Here is a 16,042-nt window from a genome sequence, read left to right as displayed (position 1 = left end):
GCGAATTATCATTTCATCCGTCAAAAATCACGCCTAAATATAGTTGAATTTACATTTCCTCAAGAAAACGACGTACAATCGTCTGCGGCCGTTCGGAGTTGATCGCCATGTCGGAGCTCCGCGCTTCGTATGGCTGTCTCTATCTTCGGTCGACCAAAACAAAAGGTAATGGAGTCGTCCGCGAGCCGCACCACGTTGCGGAATGTAACGGTTTCATTTCTTTTGGATGGAATAGACTGGTAAGCCTGAATGAAATCAGGGAGGGAATATGATCGAAGCTGTTGGCACGAGTGTGCTGTTGGCGGCCAAGGCTGGCCCCGAACTGCCAGGTGTCGACGATTTCCTGCCCCCGGAGCTCCTCTTCCAGGGCACGCCTTTCGCCATCAATCGCATCATTCTCATTCGAATCGTCGCCACGATTGTCCTATTGGCGATCATGTGTGTCACGGCGGCGCATGCCAAGGTCGTTCCCGGCCGTTGGCAGGGTGCGGTGGAATGGCTTCTCGACTTCATCAAAGACAACATCGTCTATCAGGTGCTCGGCAAGGTTCGCGGCGAACGTTACGTGCCGATGATCACCACGATGTTCCTGACAATCCTCGTGTTCAACCTATGCGGCATCATACCGGGCATGAACATGGCGGCCACGGCCACCATCGCCACGCCTTTGGTCTTCGCGCTGTGGACATGGGTGCAGTACTGGATCGCCGCCGCGCGCGAGCAGGGTCTTTGGAAATACCTCAAGGGGGAGCTTTTCCCCACCGGCGTTCCCGCCCCGCTTTACATCCTCGTGGCCCCCATCCAGCTTTTGGAAATCGCCATCGTGCGTCCGTTCTCGCTGACGCTGCGACTCTTCGCCAACATGCTGGCCGGCCATCTTCTGGTGGGCACATGCCTGGCGTTCAGCCAGTTCTACCTGATCGAGGTCTCCAACAAGGTGATGACTCTGGTCGGCGGCATGTGGCTGATCGGCGGCCTGGTCTTCGTCTGCTTCGAGATCTTCGTCGCGGCGCTGCAGGCCTACGTCTTCGCCACGCTTTCGGCGGTGTACATCAGCCAGAGCTATCCTCTCGAAGAGGATTGATCGCGCCGCGTCGTGGCCATACCCAACGACGTGGAAATAGAAAATTTATAATTGAACAACTAGCATTGAAAATTTGTGGTCCCGGACATTCGGAACCGCCAAAGGAAGAAATTCCCTAGGAAAGGAAACAAAATGGGTCTCATCACTCTCGCTCAGGTTGTGGGCAATATCGACATCCTCGGCTACGGCATCGCGGTGCTCGGACCGGCCCTGGGCATGGGCATCCTCGCCGGCAAGGCGTTCGAGAGCATGGCTCGCCAGCCTGAGGTCAAGGGCACCATCCAGACCTTCATGATCGTGGCGCTGGCCATGATCGAGCTGCTCGGCCTGCTCGGCTTCGTCGTCTTCATCATGGCGAAGTAGTTCGCGCGCATCGAGACATTAGGTTTCAATCGTAGATACGCAAAGGAAACCGTAAGCAAGAAAGGAGAAGCCCATGCCACAGGCAGCAGGCGGGATCGAACTGTTCCTTCCGAAGTCGTATGACATTGTGTGGTCATTGGTCATTCTCATAGTGATCGCGGTGGCCTTCTACAAGTTCATCCTCCCGAAGTTCCAGGCGGTTTTTGACGAGCGCTCGGCGAAGATTGAGGGGAACATAGCCAAGGCCAAAAAGGCCAAGAGCGATGCTGACGCGGCCAAGAAGAAGTATGAGGACCAGCTCAACAACGCCCGTGTTGACGCCTCTAAGATCACCGACAGCGCACGCAGCGAGGCGACGAAGATCATCTCCGACGCCCACACCCGCGCGGACAAGGAAGCGGAGCAGATCACCGCGAACGCCCAGCGTTCGATCGCCTCCCAGCAACAGCAGGCGATGGTGAGCTTGAAGAGCCAGGTCGGCACGTTGGCCACGGCGCTTGCCGGCAAGATCCTGGGCTCCAAGCTCCAGGACGCCGATGTGCAGGACAATATGCTCGACAACATGATCGACGATCTCGACAAGAAAACGAAAGACGGGCAATGACACGGTTTCCGGACATTACCGGAAAGTCGTGCCACCGTTGGTGGATTGAAGACAGTGTTTATTCAACGAATGGAGGTGAGCAATGCGAGGTGAAGCGTCGTTGAACGCCGATCGCACATCGCGTGATTCCCTGGCCCCACGATTGAGGGAGAAGGGCACAGGCGCATGGCGCATCGGCGATGAGCTGTTCGTCGTCACTGATCTGCTTGATCATGACGCGCAGGTGGAGCGTTCCCTCACCGACCCGTCCCGGCCAGCGGCCGACAAGGTCAAGCTCATCACGGGCATTCTCGGTGGCCAGGCCGATCCTTTGACGGTCGACATCCTGACCGATCTGGTGTCCCGCAATTGGAGCCGGGTCAAGGACATCGCCAACGCCGTCGAGGATTTCGCGGTGGACGCCATGATGTATTACGCCGACGCGACCGACAGCACGCTCACGGTTTCCGTGGAGCTGGCGCAGATCCATTCGGCATTGCTCAAGATGTCGGTGCTGCGCTCGAAGCTTTCCGATGACTTCGTGCCGGCCAAGGCCCGCCTTGACCTGTTGCACACCGTCTTCGGCGACTCCAAGCTCAACAAGGTGACGATGCGGCTGGTGGAGCATGTGGCCGCGAACCCCCGTCACCGCCGTTTCCTGGAGACCGTGCAATGGCTGATCGCCAAGTTCACCCGCCACATGGGTGAGTCGATGGTCACCGTCACCACGGCCACGCCGTTGACCAAGCCGCAGATCAAGCGACTGGTCGCGATCTACTCGGCCAAGCTCGGGCGTCCGGTGCACATCAACTCGTCGGTCGACCCCTCCGTCATCGGCGGCATGCGCGTGCAGATCGGGGCGGACGTGATGGACAACACCGTCGAGGCCCAGCTTTCCCAGCTCAAGCGCAAGGTCGCCACCCAGATGTGACTGAGGCGCGCAACGAGAACAAGGCACCGCAAAGTGCCGTACAAGACTTACAGTCAACAAATTAATCAATAAGGAGTGATCATGGCAGAACTTACCATTGATCCTGCGAATGTGCGAAAGGCCCTCGACGATTTCGTCGATTCGTACAAGCCCAGCGACACTCCCACCCAAGAGGTGGGCTATGTCGCGACGGCCGGCGATGGCATCGCGCATGTAACGGGACTGCCTGGTTGCATGGCCAACGAGCTGCTGACCTTCGAGGACGGCACGCTCGGCCTGGCTTTCAACCTTGATCCCCGTGAGATCGGCGTGGTTATCCTCGGCGACTTCGCAGGTGTCGAGGAAGGCCAGGAGGTGCGGCGCACCGGAGAAGTGCTTTCCGTGCCGGTCGGCGACGGCTATCTCGGGCGTACGGTTGACCCTCTGGGCAAACCGATCGATGGCTTGGGTGAGATCAAAAGCGAAGGCCGAAGGATTCTCGAGGCGCAGGCCCCCGATGTGATGCATCGTCATCCCGTCGACGAGCCGCTTTCCACGGGATTGAAGGCCATCGACGCGATGACACCGATCGGCCGTGGTCAGCGCCAGCTCATCATCGGCGACCGCCAGACCGGCAAGACGGCCATCGCGATCGACGCGATCCTGAACCAGAAGCAGAACTGGGAGAGTGGCGACCCGAAGAAGCAGGTGCGTTGCATCTACGTGGCCATCGGCCAGAAGGGCTCCACCATCGCCTCTGTGCGCCAGAGCCTTGAAGAGGCCGGTGCCATGGAGTACACCACGATCGTGGCCAGCCCGGCTTCCGATTCCGCAGGCTTCAAGTACATCGCCCCCTACACCGGTTCGGCCATCGGCCAGCACTGGATGTATCACGGCAAGCACGTCCTCATCGTCTTCGACGATCTGTCGAAGCAGGCCGAGGCCTACCGTTCGATTTCCCTGTTGCTGCGTCGCCCGCCGGGGCGTGAGGCCTACCCGGGAGACGTGTTCTATCTGCACTCCCGTTTGCTCGAACGCTGCGCCAAGCTCTCCGATGACCTTGGTGGCGGCTCGATGACCGGCCTGCCGATCGTGGAGACGAAGGCGAACGACGTGTCCGCCTACATCCCGACGAACGTCATCTCGATCACCGACGGCCAGATCTTCCTGCAGTCCGATCTGTTCAACGCCAACCAGCGTCCCGCAGTGGACGTCGGTATCTCCGTGTCCCGCGTCGGTGGCGCGGCCCAGAGCAAGGCGCTGAAGAAGGTCTCCGGCACGTTGAAGATCTCGCTGGCGCAGTACCGCTCGTTGCAGTCCTTCGCGATGTTCGCCTCCGATTTGGATGCGGCTTCCAAGGCGCAGCTCACCCGTGGCGCACGTCTGACCGAGCTTTTGAAGCAGCCCCAGTTCTCCCCGTATTCGATGGAGCAGGAGGTCGTCTCCGTGTGGGCCGGCACCCACGGCAAGCTCGACGATCTGGACATCGCCGACGTGCTGCCCTTCGAGCATGGCCTGCTGGATTATGTCGAGCACAACACCGACATCATGAAGACCATCCGCGACACCGGTGATTTCACCGACGAGACGGAGAAGGCTTTGGACGCGGCTGTCGAGGAATACCGCGGCAACTACGTGACCAAGGGCGGCAAGCCGTTGGTCATCAAGAAGCCGGTCGCCACCACGCCGACGAAGATCGAGCAGGAAAAGATTGTGGCGGGGGACAAGTAACCCATGGCTTCGCAACTCGGATTGAAATCACGTATCGCCTCCACCACGTCGTTGGGCAAGATCTTCAACGCGCAGGAGATGATCGCTTCTTCGCACATCGCCAAGGCCCGTACCGTGGCGTTGAACGCGAAGCCATACAGCGACGCGATTTTCGATGCCGTGCAGTCGCTGGCCGAGCATACCGATATCGACCATCCGATCGTCAAGTCCCGGGAGCGCAACCCCAGGGTCGCCGTCCTGGCCTTGACGTCGGACCGTGGCATGGCCGGCGCCTATACCTCGTCGATCATCCGCGAGACGGAATCGCTGCTCGCGCGTCTTGACAAGGCGGGCAAGGAGCCTCTGCTCTATGTCTACGGCCGTCGCGGCGTCTCGTACTATCGCTACCGCAACCGCAAGATTGCGGCGACGTGGGAAGGCAACAGCGATCAGCCGGGCACCGAGGTCGCCAAGGAGATCTCGGACCTGCTGCTTGCCGACTACATGAAGCCGGCCGCGCAGGGCGGTGTCTCCGAGCTGTATATCGTCTTCACGGAATTCGTGAACATGGTGGTGCAGAAGGTGCGCGTGCTGCGCATGCTGCCGGTCGAAGTGATCAAGAAGCATGATGACGGCAAACCCGTCATCGAAAAGCACGTCGATGAGGATTCCGAGGCCGCCGCTGGCGAGTCCCCGGATGACGTCAACGACGTGACCGCCTCGGCGAAGGTCGGCAGCGCGGCGCCGTTGTATTACTTCGAGCCGAACATCCGCAAGGTGCTCGACGCGATCCTGCCGAAGTACGTGCAGGCCCGCATCCATGAATGCCTGCTGACCGCGGCCGCCTCCGAGACGGCAAGCCGGCAGAACGCCATGCACACCGCGACCGACAACGCCAACAACCTGATCGATTCGCTTACGCGACAGCTCAACGCCTCGCGCCAGGCCTCGATCACCCAGGAACTTACTGAGATAATCAGCAGCGCGGATGCGCTGAACAAAGAGGAAGAGTAGGAACGCTTATGGCACAGAACGAGTCAACGGCTCAGTCCAGCGCGACTTCCGCCGATCCAGCGATCGACCTGAATGCCGGACGCATCACACGCGTCCAGGGTTCGGTGATCGACGCCGAGTTTCCGGCGGGGCACCTGCCCGACATCTACAATGCCCTGAAAGTCAAGATCAACAACGTGGGCAACACCGAAGGCGAGACCGTCAAGGAGATCACCCTTGAGGTCGAGCAGCAGATCGGCGATTCCACGGTGCGCGCCGTCGCATTGAAGCCTACCGATGGCCTCGTGCGTGGCGCCGCTGTCACCGACACGGGCGGCCCCATCGAGGTGCCGGTCGGCGACGTGACCAAGGGACATGTGTTCGATGTCACGGGCAACATTCTCAACAAGAAGCCCGATGAGCATATCGAGATCAAGGAACGTTGGTCCATCCACCGCAATCCGCCGGCCTTCGACCAGCTCGAAAGCCGCACCAAGATGTTCGAGACGGGCATCAAGGTCATTGATTTGTTGACCCCGTACGTCGAGGGCGGCAAGATCGGCCTCTTCGGCGGCGCAGGCGTCGGCAAGACCGTGCTGATCCAGGAGATGATCCAGCGCGTGGCGCAGAACCACGGCGGCGTCTCCGTGTTCGCCGGCGTCGGCGAGCGTACCCGTGAGGGCAACGACCTGATCGGCGAGATGGGCGACGCGGGAGTCTTGGAGAAAACCGCGCTGGTCTTCGGCCAGATGGATGAGCCCCCGGGGACGCGTCTTCGCGTGCCGCTGACGGCCCTGACCATGGCCGAGTACTTCCGCGACGTCGAGAACCAGGACGTGTTGCTCTTCATCGACAACATCTTCCGCTTCACGCAGGCGGGTTCCGAGGTCTCCACGCTGCTCGGCCGTATGCCGTCCGCCGTGGGCTACCAGCCGAACCTGGCCGACGAGATGGGCTCTCTGCAGGAGCGCATCACCTCGACCCGTGGCCACTCGATCACCTCGTTGCAGGCCATCTACGTGCCCGCCGACGACTACACCGACCCGGCCCCGGCCACGACCTTCGCCCATTTGGACGCGACCACCGAGCTTTCTCGTGACATCGCCTCCCAGGGCATCTACCCGGCCGTCGACCCGCTGGCGTCCACCTCGCGAATCCTCGATCCGCGCTACGTGGGCCAGGAGCATTACGACACCGCGAACCGCGTCAAGGCGATTCTGCAGCGCAACAAGGAGCTCCAGGACATCATCGCCCTGATCGGCATCGATGAGCTCGGCGAGGAAGACAAGACCACCGTCAACCGCGCCCGCAAGATCCAGCAGTTCCTGGGCCAGAACTTCTATGTCGCGAAGAAATTCACCGGCTTGGAAGGCTCCTATGTCAAGGCCGATGAGACCGTCGAGGCGTTCAAGCGCATCTGCGACGGCGATTACGACGAGGTGCCGGAACAGGCGTTCAACGGCATCGGCGGCATCGACGACCTTGAGCACAAGTGGCACGACATGCAGAAGGAATATGCGTGATGGCTGACTCCACGATGAAGGTGAATATCGTCTGCGCCGAGCGTCCGTTGTGGGTCGGCGAGGCGAAGTCCGTCACCGTCCCCGCGAGCGAGGGCGGCATGGGCATTCTTCCTGACCATGAGCCGATGATGACCGTCATCGACAAGGGCATCGTCTCGGCCGTGGACGTCGACGGCAACCGCCACAGCTTCGAGGTTTCCGACGGCTTCGCGTCGTTCGATTCCAACTCGCTGACGGTCGCCGCCGAAACCGGCGATGACGTCAAGAAGAGTGTGACGCAGTAGCCGAATAGCCGCAGTCGTTGGCATCTTTCGTCAAATGAGTGGAGATACCGAACGTATCGGTGTCTCCACTTTTGCTATATATCGTGTGTTGCGTGTTCAACTGTATGACAAAATATGACGATGGCAGATTAATGATGAGCCGTGTTTTGAAGTCTCGCCCAGAGGCCCGGATAAAGTAGCAGGGTGCGAATTATTGTTGCTGACTGCTCCGCCGTCTATTCCGGAAGGCTCAACGCCTCGTTGCCCATGGCCAAACGTGTGCTGATGATCAAAGCCGACCAGAGCCTCTTGATCTTCTCCGAACTCGGTTCCTACAAGCCCCTCAACTGGATGGCCGCGCCCTGCACCATCAGGGAAGTCACGCCCGAACAAGGCGATGGCATGGTGTCGGTAAGCCAGAAAGAGGAAACCGAGGTGTCGGTGGATCCGGAAGGGGACGTCGTTGCGGAGGATTCCGCCAAAACCGATATCGACGCGGGTGCCGAGGCGGTGCCGGAGAAAGTGTTCCGTGTGGCCGCGCAGAAGTCGACCGACGTCCTCGAGGTGACGGTGCAGCACGTCTATTCCGATGAGACCTACGATTTGGGAGAGGACCCGGGTCTCGTCAAAGATGGCGTCGAAGACCATCTCCAGTATTATTTGGCCCAGCAGATAGAACGCATCGGCAAGGGCGCGAAGCTCGTGCGCCGCGAATACCCGACTCCTGTCGGCCCGGTCGACATCATGGCCATCGACGGCAACGGCCAGCATGTCGCCATCGAGATCAAGCGGCATGGCGGCATCGATGGCGTCGAACAGCTCACCCGCTATGTGAAGCTCCTCAACAAGGACCCGCTGCTCGCTCCCGTCCGTGGCATGTTCGCCGCCCAGACCATCACCCCGCAGGCCCGCGTCCTGGCGACCGAGCGCGGTTTCGAGTGCCTCATCCTCGACTACGAGGACATGAAGGGCACCGACGACGACAGTCTGCGCCTGTTCTGAAACGGATATGAAAAATCCCGGACCCACATTGAAGTGGTGTCCGGGATTTTCCTATCAGCTAGAAAAACTCAGCCTTCCAAGCCTTCTCACTGGCCGGATTGTTGCGTCTCGCCGTAATCGTAGAGGATATCGACCACGAAGTAGAGTGTCGAGTTGGCGGGAATCTTGGCCTGTGCCTGGTTGCCATAGCCCAAAGCCGGCGGAATGACCAACAGCACTTGTGAGCCGACCGTCTGGCCGGCTAGGCCTTGCTTCCAGCCCGCGACGACATTCTGCAGCGGGAAGTTCGCGACCTTGCCCTTGTCCCATGAGGAATCGAACTTCGAGGGCTTGCCATCCTGGCCCATCACCCAGCCGGTGTAATGCGCGTCGATGGTGTCGGTCTCGGCCACTTTCTTGCCCTTGCCTTTGATAAGCGGCTGGACCACGAGGTCGTTGCCGGGCTTGTAGCCGTTGAAGTCAATGGACGGCGCGCCATTTTTCCCAAGCGTCACCTTGGGCAGGTTCGCCGGCACGTCGGTGACCTTGTCGCCCTCGGCGCGGGTGATCGGCTTGGATTGCGAGACCAGGGTGAGCGCCATGATGTACGACGTCTTGGCGTTGTTCTTGTCGTTGATGCCGAATGCCACGGTCGAGTTGATCTTCTGGCTCTTGAGCACATCGTAATACGTTTTGTTGATGCCCTGCTCATTCATCACCATCGAGCAGTCCGGGGTGTTCTTCTCCCAGGTGCTCATCATCTCGCTGCCGTCCTTGGCGTTGAGCGCCACGGCCTGCACGCAGACGTGGTTGTTCTTCTTGATGGTCGCTCCGTTGCCTTTCTGCAGCACCGCGTATGAGCTGTTGACCACGCTCATCGGGGTGTGGAAGGTGATCTTCGGCTTCTTGCCGGGTTCTCCGGTGGCCTTGACGCCCGCCATCTGGATGCCGTTCGAGGAATCGGCGGATTTGCCGGAATTGTCGCTCTTGCCCGACCCGCAGGCCGCCAAACCGAATGACAAGGCGATGGCGCATGCCGCCGCGAGGGCGCGGCCGAACCGCCGTGAAAGATTGTTGTTATGCATGGTTCACCACCTTAGCCCCGAACCTTGATTTATGCCCGGATTCGCTTAGGATGGGAGAGCTTTCGTGCGGATTCCCAGCTTTCTATCGGATACACCTTGTAGAATATATGTCAATATGACTTCAACACAAGACGAACAGCGTAAACCCAACGCCAAACCCACGAAGCATGCGACCATCATGCGTGGAGTCGTCGCGCCCATTTTCGGTCTTCTGGCGGTGCTGTTCATCGTGTTGGGCGCGTTGAACGCGACCATTTGGAAGCCCGCCAGCGAAGTCACCGCGGACACTTCGATCTCCGGAACACGATATGTGGTCACCGATCCAGGCGTGCTCAATCTTCTGGGCAAGACGGTGAACGTCAAGGTGGGAACCACGGAAAACCGCAAGAACGCCGGCAAATCCGCCCCCAAGACCTGCGTCGCGCAGGGCAGCTCCAAGGACGCCATGGGTTGGCTGGCCGGGCAGAGCTATACACGCATCACCGGCCTGCACAAATGGAAGACGCTTACCAATAAAACCGCCAAAGGGCAGAAGCTCGCCTCGGCCGGGGCCGCAGGCGACGAGGTGGCGTTCAAGGATTCGGATATGTGGACGTCCGTCAGCTGCGGCAACGGGACGATTCCGATGACCTTGAACGACGTCAAGGCCGATCAGGTCGTGGTCATCGATACCGGGGTCTCTTCGGCGAAATCCGCGTCTGATGCCAGCTCTGCCGCCGGGGCCGATAAGTCTGATGACGCCAGTCAATCCGATACCAAGGAATCTGGCAAGAAAGCCACGCAACCCAAGCTGACGATCACCATGCATTGGGTGCGCGACAAGGTGCCGAACCACGCCTTGCCGTTCTTCATCGCGGCTGGGGTCTGCGTCTTGCTCACGGTATTGTCGATTACGTTGTTCGCCATCTCGGCCAACGAGTCGGTCAAACGCAAACGCGAGGCCCGTCGTGAGAAGCGCGAGGCGGCGAAGGCCGAGGAGGTCTCCATTTCGGAGGCGATGACCGGCAGCATTGCCGTGCTGCGCACCAGTATCGCGCATACCAGCCACAACCACCGGCCCTCGCACAAGGTCGCTTCTGCGGATACGTCCGGCGCATCCGACGCGGATATTGGAACAAATGGCGATGATAACGTGGCTGCCTCCACTGGCAGCATGCCAGCCAACGCTGGCGGCGACGCCGATGACGAGACTCCGTCAATCCCAAGCATCATCGATCCGACCCGGCGCAATCTCGTGGCGGATATGCAGATGCGCGACGATGGCGATGAATCCACGAACCCTAAAGAAGATGGCGGGGCGGGCAACGGTTTTGGTCGCCACCGTGGCAAGGCCGAGCAGGAACCCGAATCCAATGGTGACCAGGAGACGCAGGTCGGCAGGCATAGCCGTCCTTCCGAGGACGGCGAGAAAAACGTCGCGCCCGTGCCGGCTCCCGTCGCCGTATCGCTGGATGAATCGTCCAGAACGCCGGATGACGTCCATGCCGCGAATGGGGACGGCGAGGGCAGACGGACTTCGAGCGCCGACGCCATGATTGACGAAGGCCATACCGAGGACGAGACCGGCGTCATCACACCCGATGAGTTGCGCGCGTACTTCGCTCGGTTCTCGCAGGAGGACACGGAGACCGACAACGATTCCGTGCAGGACGGCGAAGACAAGACCACGGATGAAACGGATGAAGGCCAGACGACGGACGCAGAAACGGATAGGTCATCAGACGACGTTGGCGACGAGCCGCAAGACGACAAGGGAGGGATGAACGCATGAATGGCAAGAAACTGCTGAGAACGTTGACGGCTGCGGCATTGGCCGCGACCACCCTCATCGGCGCCGCCGCGTGCGGAGACCAAGCCCCCCAGCCGCAGGGCAGCCAATCATCGGTGCAGACCCCTGACATCACCGAAGCTCAGGAAAAGAAGATACGTGGCGCGACGCTTTCCGCGCTTGATGCCGCCGACAAAGCCAAGAGCCCGGACGGGCTTGGCGAACGTGTCACCGGCCCGGCCCTTCAGGTGCGTACCAGCGAACTGGCGATCGCCCAAGCCACCGGCAACCTCGACCCCAAGGCCACCATTCCCAAGGACATCGCCCAGACGATCATCCCCACCCAGTCCGGCTGGCCGCGTTCGATCTTCTCGATCACGACCACCACGCAGGACCAGCAGTCCAAGCGCCTGCTGGTGTTGACGCAGCAAAGCCCGCGCAGCAACTACAAGCTGTGGGGTGTGGTGAGGCTTTTCCAAGGCGCCAAGTTGCCGCAATTCGCCATCCCCTCGATTGGGTCGAGCATGGGCAGCGCCGATGACTCAGGGTTGTTGCTTTCGCCCAAGCAGACCGTCGACGACTATGCCGACGTGCTGGTCAAGGGCCAACAGAGCAAGTATTTCAACGATTTCGCGAGCGATTACTTCCGCGACGACCTGACCAAGCTCTCCCAGACCGTCCAGCAGGGCATGGAACGCAACCATGGCACGCAGATCCAGACGTTCACCCCCGTCAAGGACCAGATCGCGGTCATGCGCTCCACTGACGGCGGCGACCTGGTCATCGCCCAGATCGATTCCGAATGGACCCGCACCGCCGGCGAAGGGCGCGAGTCCCAGCCGGCCAGTGACGCCGAGCGTGCCCTGTTCGGCCAGGGCAAGGCCACGGGGACCATGAAGGTCACCTACGTCAATGTGGTCGCGTTCTACGTGCCGCCGGCCAAATCAGGCAAGAAGGCCGTCGCCGTGGGCGCCGAACGCCAGCCAATCAAGGTCGAGGCGCTGTAGAGCTGGTCCGCCATCAGGCAAAGCGCCGCCGTGCTGGGTCGGGAAACAGGTAGATTAGACATTGTCATATACGGTATCGGGTAGATAGCGAGTTTTGTGTCGCAAAGACGCAGGTGGAAAGAAGGCACTTTTGGCAGCAGCAAACAATTCACAGACCAATCCGGGTATCTCATTGGCTGGCGCGGTCGATTTGAGCTCGATTAAGCATCAGGTGCAGGCCGAACCTGGACAGGCCGGTGGTGCGCCGAGCGCCGGTGGCTATGTCATCGACGTCACCGAATCCACGTTCCAGGCGGTTCTGCAGACCTCCGCCACCTATCCCGTGGTGCTGTTGCTGTGGATTCCCACCGACGACCGCCTGTTCGCCATGGCCAAGACACTCGGGGACGCCGTCAATGGTATGAAGGGACAGGTGCAGCTCGCTCGCGTCGACATCAACGCTGAGCCCGGCATCGCCCAGGCCTTCCAGATCAAAGGGGCGCCCGCGTTGTTCGCGCTTATCGGCGGACGGCCGATGCCGATTCTCGAGGGTCTGCCGAGCGCCGAGGAATTGACGCAGATTACGGATACCCTGTTGCCGCAGATCGTGCAACTGGCTCAGCAGGCCGGTGTCACCGGTACCGCGCCGTATTCCGGCGACCCGGATGCCGACGCCGCAGCAGGCGAGGGATCGGACGCGGCCGAGCAGGTTCCGCCAGAGCACCAGCAGGCCCACCAGCTTGCGGCCGACGGCGACTATGCCGGTGCCGCCGAGGCATACGCTCAAGTGCTTGAAGCCAATCCGAACGATACCCTGGCCGCGCGCGAGCGTTCCAAGGCCTTGTTGCTGGCCCGTTCCGGCAACGCCGACGTGCGCGAGGTCCGCGCCGCCGCGGCCGAGCATCCTGATGATGTTGATGCGCAGCTCGCCGTCGCCGATGTCGATATGATCGGTGGCCAGATCGAGGACGCGTTCTCGCGCCTGCTTGATTTCCTCGCCGCCGGCCACAAGGCCGACTTGGAGCCGGTGCGCAAGCGCTTGCTCGAGTACTTCGTCATCCCCGAGCCCGACGATCCACGCCTCAAGGCCGCCCGTCGCCGCCTCTCCACGCTGATGTACTGATATATTCAAACTCTAATTTTTATTGCATAATACAAACGGCACAATTCCCCTGCAGAATCAAATCCTGCAACCGGAATCGTGCCGTTTGTTTTACTCTTAGATATTTGCAAATCGCATCTTTGCAACGTTGCCGCTAGAAAAGATGCATCGGGGGTATTCATTCGTGCCGGTTGCGGCCGTAGATCTGCTCGAAGTGGGGGCCTTGTTCGGCCAGCTCGCAATCGAAGTCCGCGCTCCAGGTGCCGAACGGTTTGCCGGCCAACCCATCGTTGGAGAAACGAGTCTGGTCAGTGATCTCGGTGACGCAGAAGTCGGGGATGATGAGGTTCGTCAACGGCCTTGAGCGTTTGGCCTCGGCCACCACGAGCGGTGCGTTGGATCCGCCGAACACGTCGATGTCCCAGCCGTCCTCGCCGATCCACGCCGTGAAGCGGTTCTTGATGATGACTTCGCCGCCGCGCTTGATAAGCTCCGCCGCGATGTTGGCGTCGATGGCACGCCGCGCCTCGTAACGGGTTCCGCCTACGGACGGGCCCTTGATGGCGACGGACGCCTCGGTGAAATCGTCACGGTATTGGTCGAGCACCGCCATCGCGTCGGTGCCGGCGTTCATCTCGATGCGGATTTTCCGGCTGATGAGCCGTACACGTAACGCGTAATTGTCGGAGTGAACGTAATAGCTTTGCACGATGAGCGTCGGCGCGCTGCCGTCGTCCAGTTCCTCGGGCATGTGCCGGCAGAAGAACCGCCGGTCGAATTCGAAATCGTTCATTTCAGGAGCCATAACCCAAGTCTAGACGAAATGGCGGCGTTGCGCACTTACTTATGCATATATGCGATTCGGAACGGCAAAATGCGCAAGAATGCTCATTTCCAAGCGTCTGTTATGGATATGATTTTGTATGGCAACGAAAAACAATGCGGTCTTGGCCGACGAGTCATTGCCGTTTGGCGGTTTACAAGGATGTCGCCAAAGCCCGGGATGCGTCCGGAAGCCCAGCAGCCAAGCCAATGCCTCGAAGCCACGCCGTTGGTCGGTTGCGGTGCTATGCTGTAGAAGTTGTTTGGGTCCGTAGCTCAGCTGGATAGAGCGTTCGCCTCCGGAGCGAAAGGTCGCGGGTTCGAATCCCGTTGGGCCCACAAATTCAGCGATGCCGTTGTGATCTTAAAAATCCCAGGGAATTATTAATTGCTACACCGCAGTGAACTACGAATAAAATAGTTTTCACTGTACTTAAAACTATCCGCTAGATTCCGAAAAGTTTTCAGTATACTTTAAACTATTCGTCAAATATCAAAAAGTTTTCAGTATACTTTATTCCTTTGCCTTGTTTTGTGCCTCAAGTACGACGCGAACAGTCAAAAATTGTCTTGCGGCAGTTCTTTTTATCTGATAGATTGTAAAGGAAGCGCTTTGTTGATGGTGGTAAACATCGTGCGAACGCTTTGCAAAGTGGAATTTTCCGTCGTGATGCTTTATACCGCTGTCGATGGCGGCCACGTAGGAAGGCATCTAGTCCAGGGAATGGGCGAATCGACTCGTAGAGTCGTTATTCCCGTAGACCTGTTCATGGGCAGGTCGCCTAGCGGAGGGCGTAATATAAACGATTTCATAATGCGAACCGGGGAGTGTCATGGCTCCCCGGCTGTATGTTTTTGTACAGTATGATATAGATATGTACTACGCGTTCATTGATGAATCAGAATCTCCTCATGGGGTCGGTAACCCTGAGCCTTCAGGTTACGGCATTTATTACATAGGCTGTCTGTTAGTCGACGAAGCGCAGCTTTCATATATAAATAATGCGTTTGTGAGTATCCTTCAAAGGGTAAACCAACAATTTGGCATTGCCCTTGATGCGGAATTTCACGGGCAGTGCATGTTTCAATATAAAGAGGATTGGAAACCTTTAAAAGGTAAGCACCGTGCATCGGTCGCTATCTACAAAGCATTGATGAGAGCGATTGCTGGTAGTGGGGCGAAATTATTCGTTCGTGGAATACATAAGCGACAGCTCGTTCTTAGATATGGAATGCGTTCTTATAATCCTCATGCGTTTGCGTTGCAATTTTGTCTTGAACGTGTCAATTATTATGCGGAAACGGAAAATATAAAACAAATTGAGGTTGTAGCCGATAAAGTTGGAGATCCGGCGGCTCAGGAAGGCCGTTTATTGCAATATAAAACAATGAGTATGGCAGAAGGCTATATTTCTTCTCCGCTAGATAAGATAAATTTCCCATTTCATTGGGAGGATTCTAAGGCTCATTTTGGTTTGCAGGCCATTGATACAGCATTGTTTATACTCAATAGGGCCGCACGGTTAAACAGGGAAAATATGGTTTCAAAAGGAGATAGAGAAGTATTGAAAATAGCGCAGATTTTAATCCCGGTTTTGCATAGAACATCTGGCATCTCTTATTTGTCAGAGGGGAAGTTTCAATATTTGCTACCAGAATTAGCTTCGGGGATTCAATAAGAATCCCCGAGCGGGACAACAATCAAAGGTAATTCTTACCTAAGCTCATCGTGATTTCATTATACAGGAGTTCGCTGAGCAAAGTCAACAATGTCATGCAAAAAGAAGGCAAGTTTTTGATTGGCACGACTTTTGTTCGTTATCTTGGTTTACAATACAAGTAGCCGGTTGAAAAACCGCGATACTATAG

At 58.5% G+C, this 16,042-nt stretch carries 16 protein-coding genes and 1 tRNA gene; 14 read left to right on the top strand and 3 right to left on the bottom strand.

Features of this window, described 5'->3' with window-relative positions; all coding sequences use genetic code 11:
* The first annotated feature begins 268 nt into the window (after positions 1 to 268).
* The 9 genes from atpB (at position 269) to nucS (ending at position 8,431) form a co-directional block, all read left to right on the top strand.
* A complete protein-coding gene (gene atpB, locus OZX73_RS07825) occupies positions 269 to 1,084 on the top strand; it encodes a F0F1 ATP synthase subunit A (RefSeq protein ID WP_277149132.1) in 816 nt (271 codons plus the stop codon).
* 132 nt (positions 1,085 to 1,216) lie between these two features.
* Complete coding sequence (gene atpE / locus OZX73_RS07820) at positions 1,217 to 1,447, top strand: ATP synthase F0 subunit C (protein WP_277149130.1); 231 nt, start codon at positions 1,217 to 1,219, stop codon at positions 1,445 to 1,447.
* Positions 1,448 to 1,520: 73 nt separating this feature from the next.
* Positions 1,521 to 2,051, top strand: coding sequence for a F0F1 ATP synthase subunit B (locus tag OZX73_RS07815; protein ID WP_277149128.1), 531 nt, complete (start codon positions 1,521 to 1,523; stop codon positions 2,049 to 2,051).
* 82 nt (positions 2,052 to 2,133) lie between these two features.
* A complete protein-coding gene (locus OZX73_RS07810) occupies positions 2,134 to 2,961 on the top strand; it encodes a F0F1 ATP synthase subunit delta (RefSeq protein WP_277149126.1) in 828 nt (275 codons plus the stop codon).
* An 81-nt stretch (positions 2,962 to 3,042) separates the two neighbouring features.
* Positions 3,043 to 4,671, top strand: a complete 1,629-nt coding sequence (gene atpA, locus OZX73_RS07805) for a F0F1 ATP synthase subunit alpha (protein ID WP_277149124.1) — start codon at positions 3,043 to 3,045, stop codon at positions 4,669 to 4,671.
* A 3-nt stretch (positions 4,672 to 4,674) separates the two neighbouring features.
* The gene (locus OZX73_RS07800) at positions 4,675 to 5,664 is read left to right on the top strand and encodes a F0F1 ATP synthase subunit gamma (RefSeq protein WP_277149122.1); all 990 of its coding nucleotides are present in this window, start codon (positions 4,675 to 4,677) and stop codon (positions 5,662 to 5,664) included.
* Between the two features lie 8 nt (positions 5,665 to 5,672).
* Positions 5,673 to 7,166 (top strand): F0F1 ATP synthase subunit beta, encoded by a 1,494-nt coding sequence (atpD, locus tag OZX73_RS07795; protein ID WP_277149120.1) that lies wholly within the window; start codon positions 5,673 to 5,675, stop codon positions 7,164 to 7,166.
* A complete protein-coding gene (locus OZX73_RS07790; RefSeq protein ID WP_277149118.1) occupies positions 7,166 to 7,450 on the top strand; it encodes a F0F1 ATP synthase subunit epsilon in 285 nt (94 codons plus the stop codon). Before atpD ends, OZX73_RS07790 begins: the two co-directional genes overlap by 1 nt.
* Before the next feature lie 183 nt (positions 7,451 to 7,633).
* Positions 7,634 to 8,431: an endonuclease NucS gene (nucS, locus tag OZX73_RS07785; RefSeq protein WP_277149115.1), complete on the top strand. Its 798-nt coding sequence runs from the start codon at positions 7,634 to 7,636 to the stop codon at positions 8,429 to 8,431.
* Between the two features lie 86 nt (positions 8,432 to 8,517).
* Here the strand turns inward: nucS and OZX73_RS07780 are convergent, their stop codons facing one another.
* The gene (locus OZX73_RS07780; RefSeq protein ID WP_277149113.1) at positions 8,518 to 9,495 is read right to left on the bottom strand and encodes an FKBP-type peptidyl-prolyl cis-trans isomerase; all 978 of its coding nucleotides are present in this window, start codon (positions 9,493 to 9,495) and stop codon (positions 8,518 to 8,520) included.
* Positions 9,496 to 9,610: 115 nt separating this feature from the next.
* Here OZX73_RS07780 and OZX73_RS07775 point away from each other — a divergent pair, with 115 nt between their 5' ends.
* From OZX73_RS07775 to OZX73_RS07765, 3 genes are all read left to right on the top strand, one after another.
* Positions 9,611 to 11,266 carry a hypothetical protein gene (locus OZX73_RS07775; RefSeq protein WP_277149111.1) on the top strand — a complete coding sequence of 552 codons (1,656 nt, stop codon included), beginning with the start codon at positions 9,611 to 9,613 and terminating at the stop codon, positions 11,264 to 11,266.
* The gene (locus OZX73_RS07770; RefSeq protein WP_277149109.1) at positions 11,263 to 12,270 is read left to right on the top strand and encodes a hypothetical protein; all 1,008 of its coding nucleotides are present in this window, start codon (positions 11,263 to 11,265) and stop codon (positions 12,268 to 12,270) included. Before OZX73_RS07775 ends, OZX73_RS07770 begins: the two co-directional genes overlap by 4 nt.
* Before the next feature lie 130 nt (positions 12,271 to 12,400).
* On the top strand, positions 12,401 to 13,372 hold the full coding sequence (locus tag OZX73_RS07765) for a tetratricopeptide repeat protein (protein ID WP_277149107.1): 972 nt from the start codon (positions 12,401 to 12,403) through the stop codon (positions 13,370 to 13,372).
* 157 nt (positions 13,373 to 13,529) lie between these two features.
* On the opposite strand, the gene OZX73_RS07760 is transcribed toward OZX73_RS07765, so the two are convergent.
* Positions 13,530 to 14,156, bottom strand: a complete 627-nt coding sequence (locus OZX73_RS07760) for a hypothetical protein (protein ID WP_277149105.1) — start codon at positions 14,154 to 14,156, stop codon at positions 13,530 to 13,532.
* A 282-nt stretch (positions 14,157 to 14,438) separates the two neighbouring features.
* Here OZX73_RS07760 and OZX73_RS07755 point away from each other — a divergent pair.
* Positions 14,439 to 14,512: transfer RNA gene (locus tag OZX73_RS07755), tRNA-Arg, on the top strand.
* A 175-nt stretch (positions 14,513 to 14,687) separates the two neighbouring features.
* Here the strand turns inward: OZX73_RS07755 and OZX73_RS07750 are convergent.
* Entirely contained in the window at positions 14,688 to 14,885 is a 198-nt protein-coding gene (locus OZX73_RS07750) for a hypothetical protein (protein WP_277149103.1), read from the bottom strand.
* 121 nt (positions 14,886 to 15,006) lie between these two features.
* Here OZX73_RS07750 and OZX73_RS07745 point away from each other — a divergent pair, with 121 nt between their 5' ends.
* Complete coding sequence (locus tag OZX73_RS07745) at positions 15,007 to 15,852, top strand: DUF3800 domain-containing protein (RefSeq protein ID WP_277149101.1); 846 nt, start codon at positions 15,007 to 15,009, stop codon at positions 15,850 to 15,852.
* Positions 15,853 to 16,042: the final 190 nt, after the last annotated feature.

This window comes from Bifidobacterium sp. ESL0775, from assembly GCF_029395475.1.
Classification (GTDB): domain Bacteria; phylum Actinomycetota; class Actinomycetes; order Actinomycetales; family Bifidobacteriaceae; genus Bifidobacterium.
Note: the sequence above shows the minus strand (reverse complement) of the source record. Positions and strands in the feature narration are given on the sequence as shown.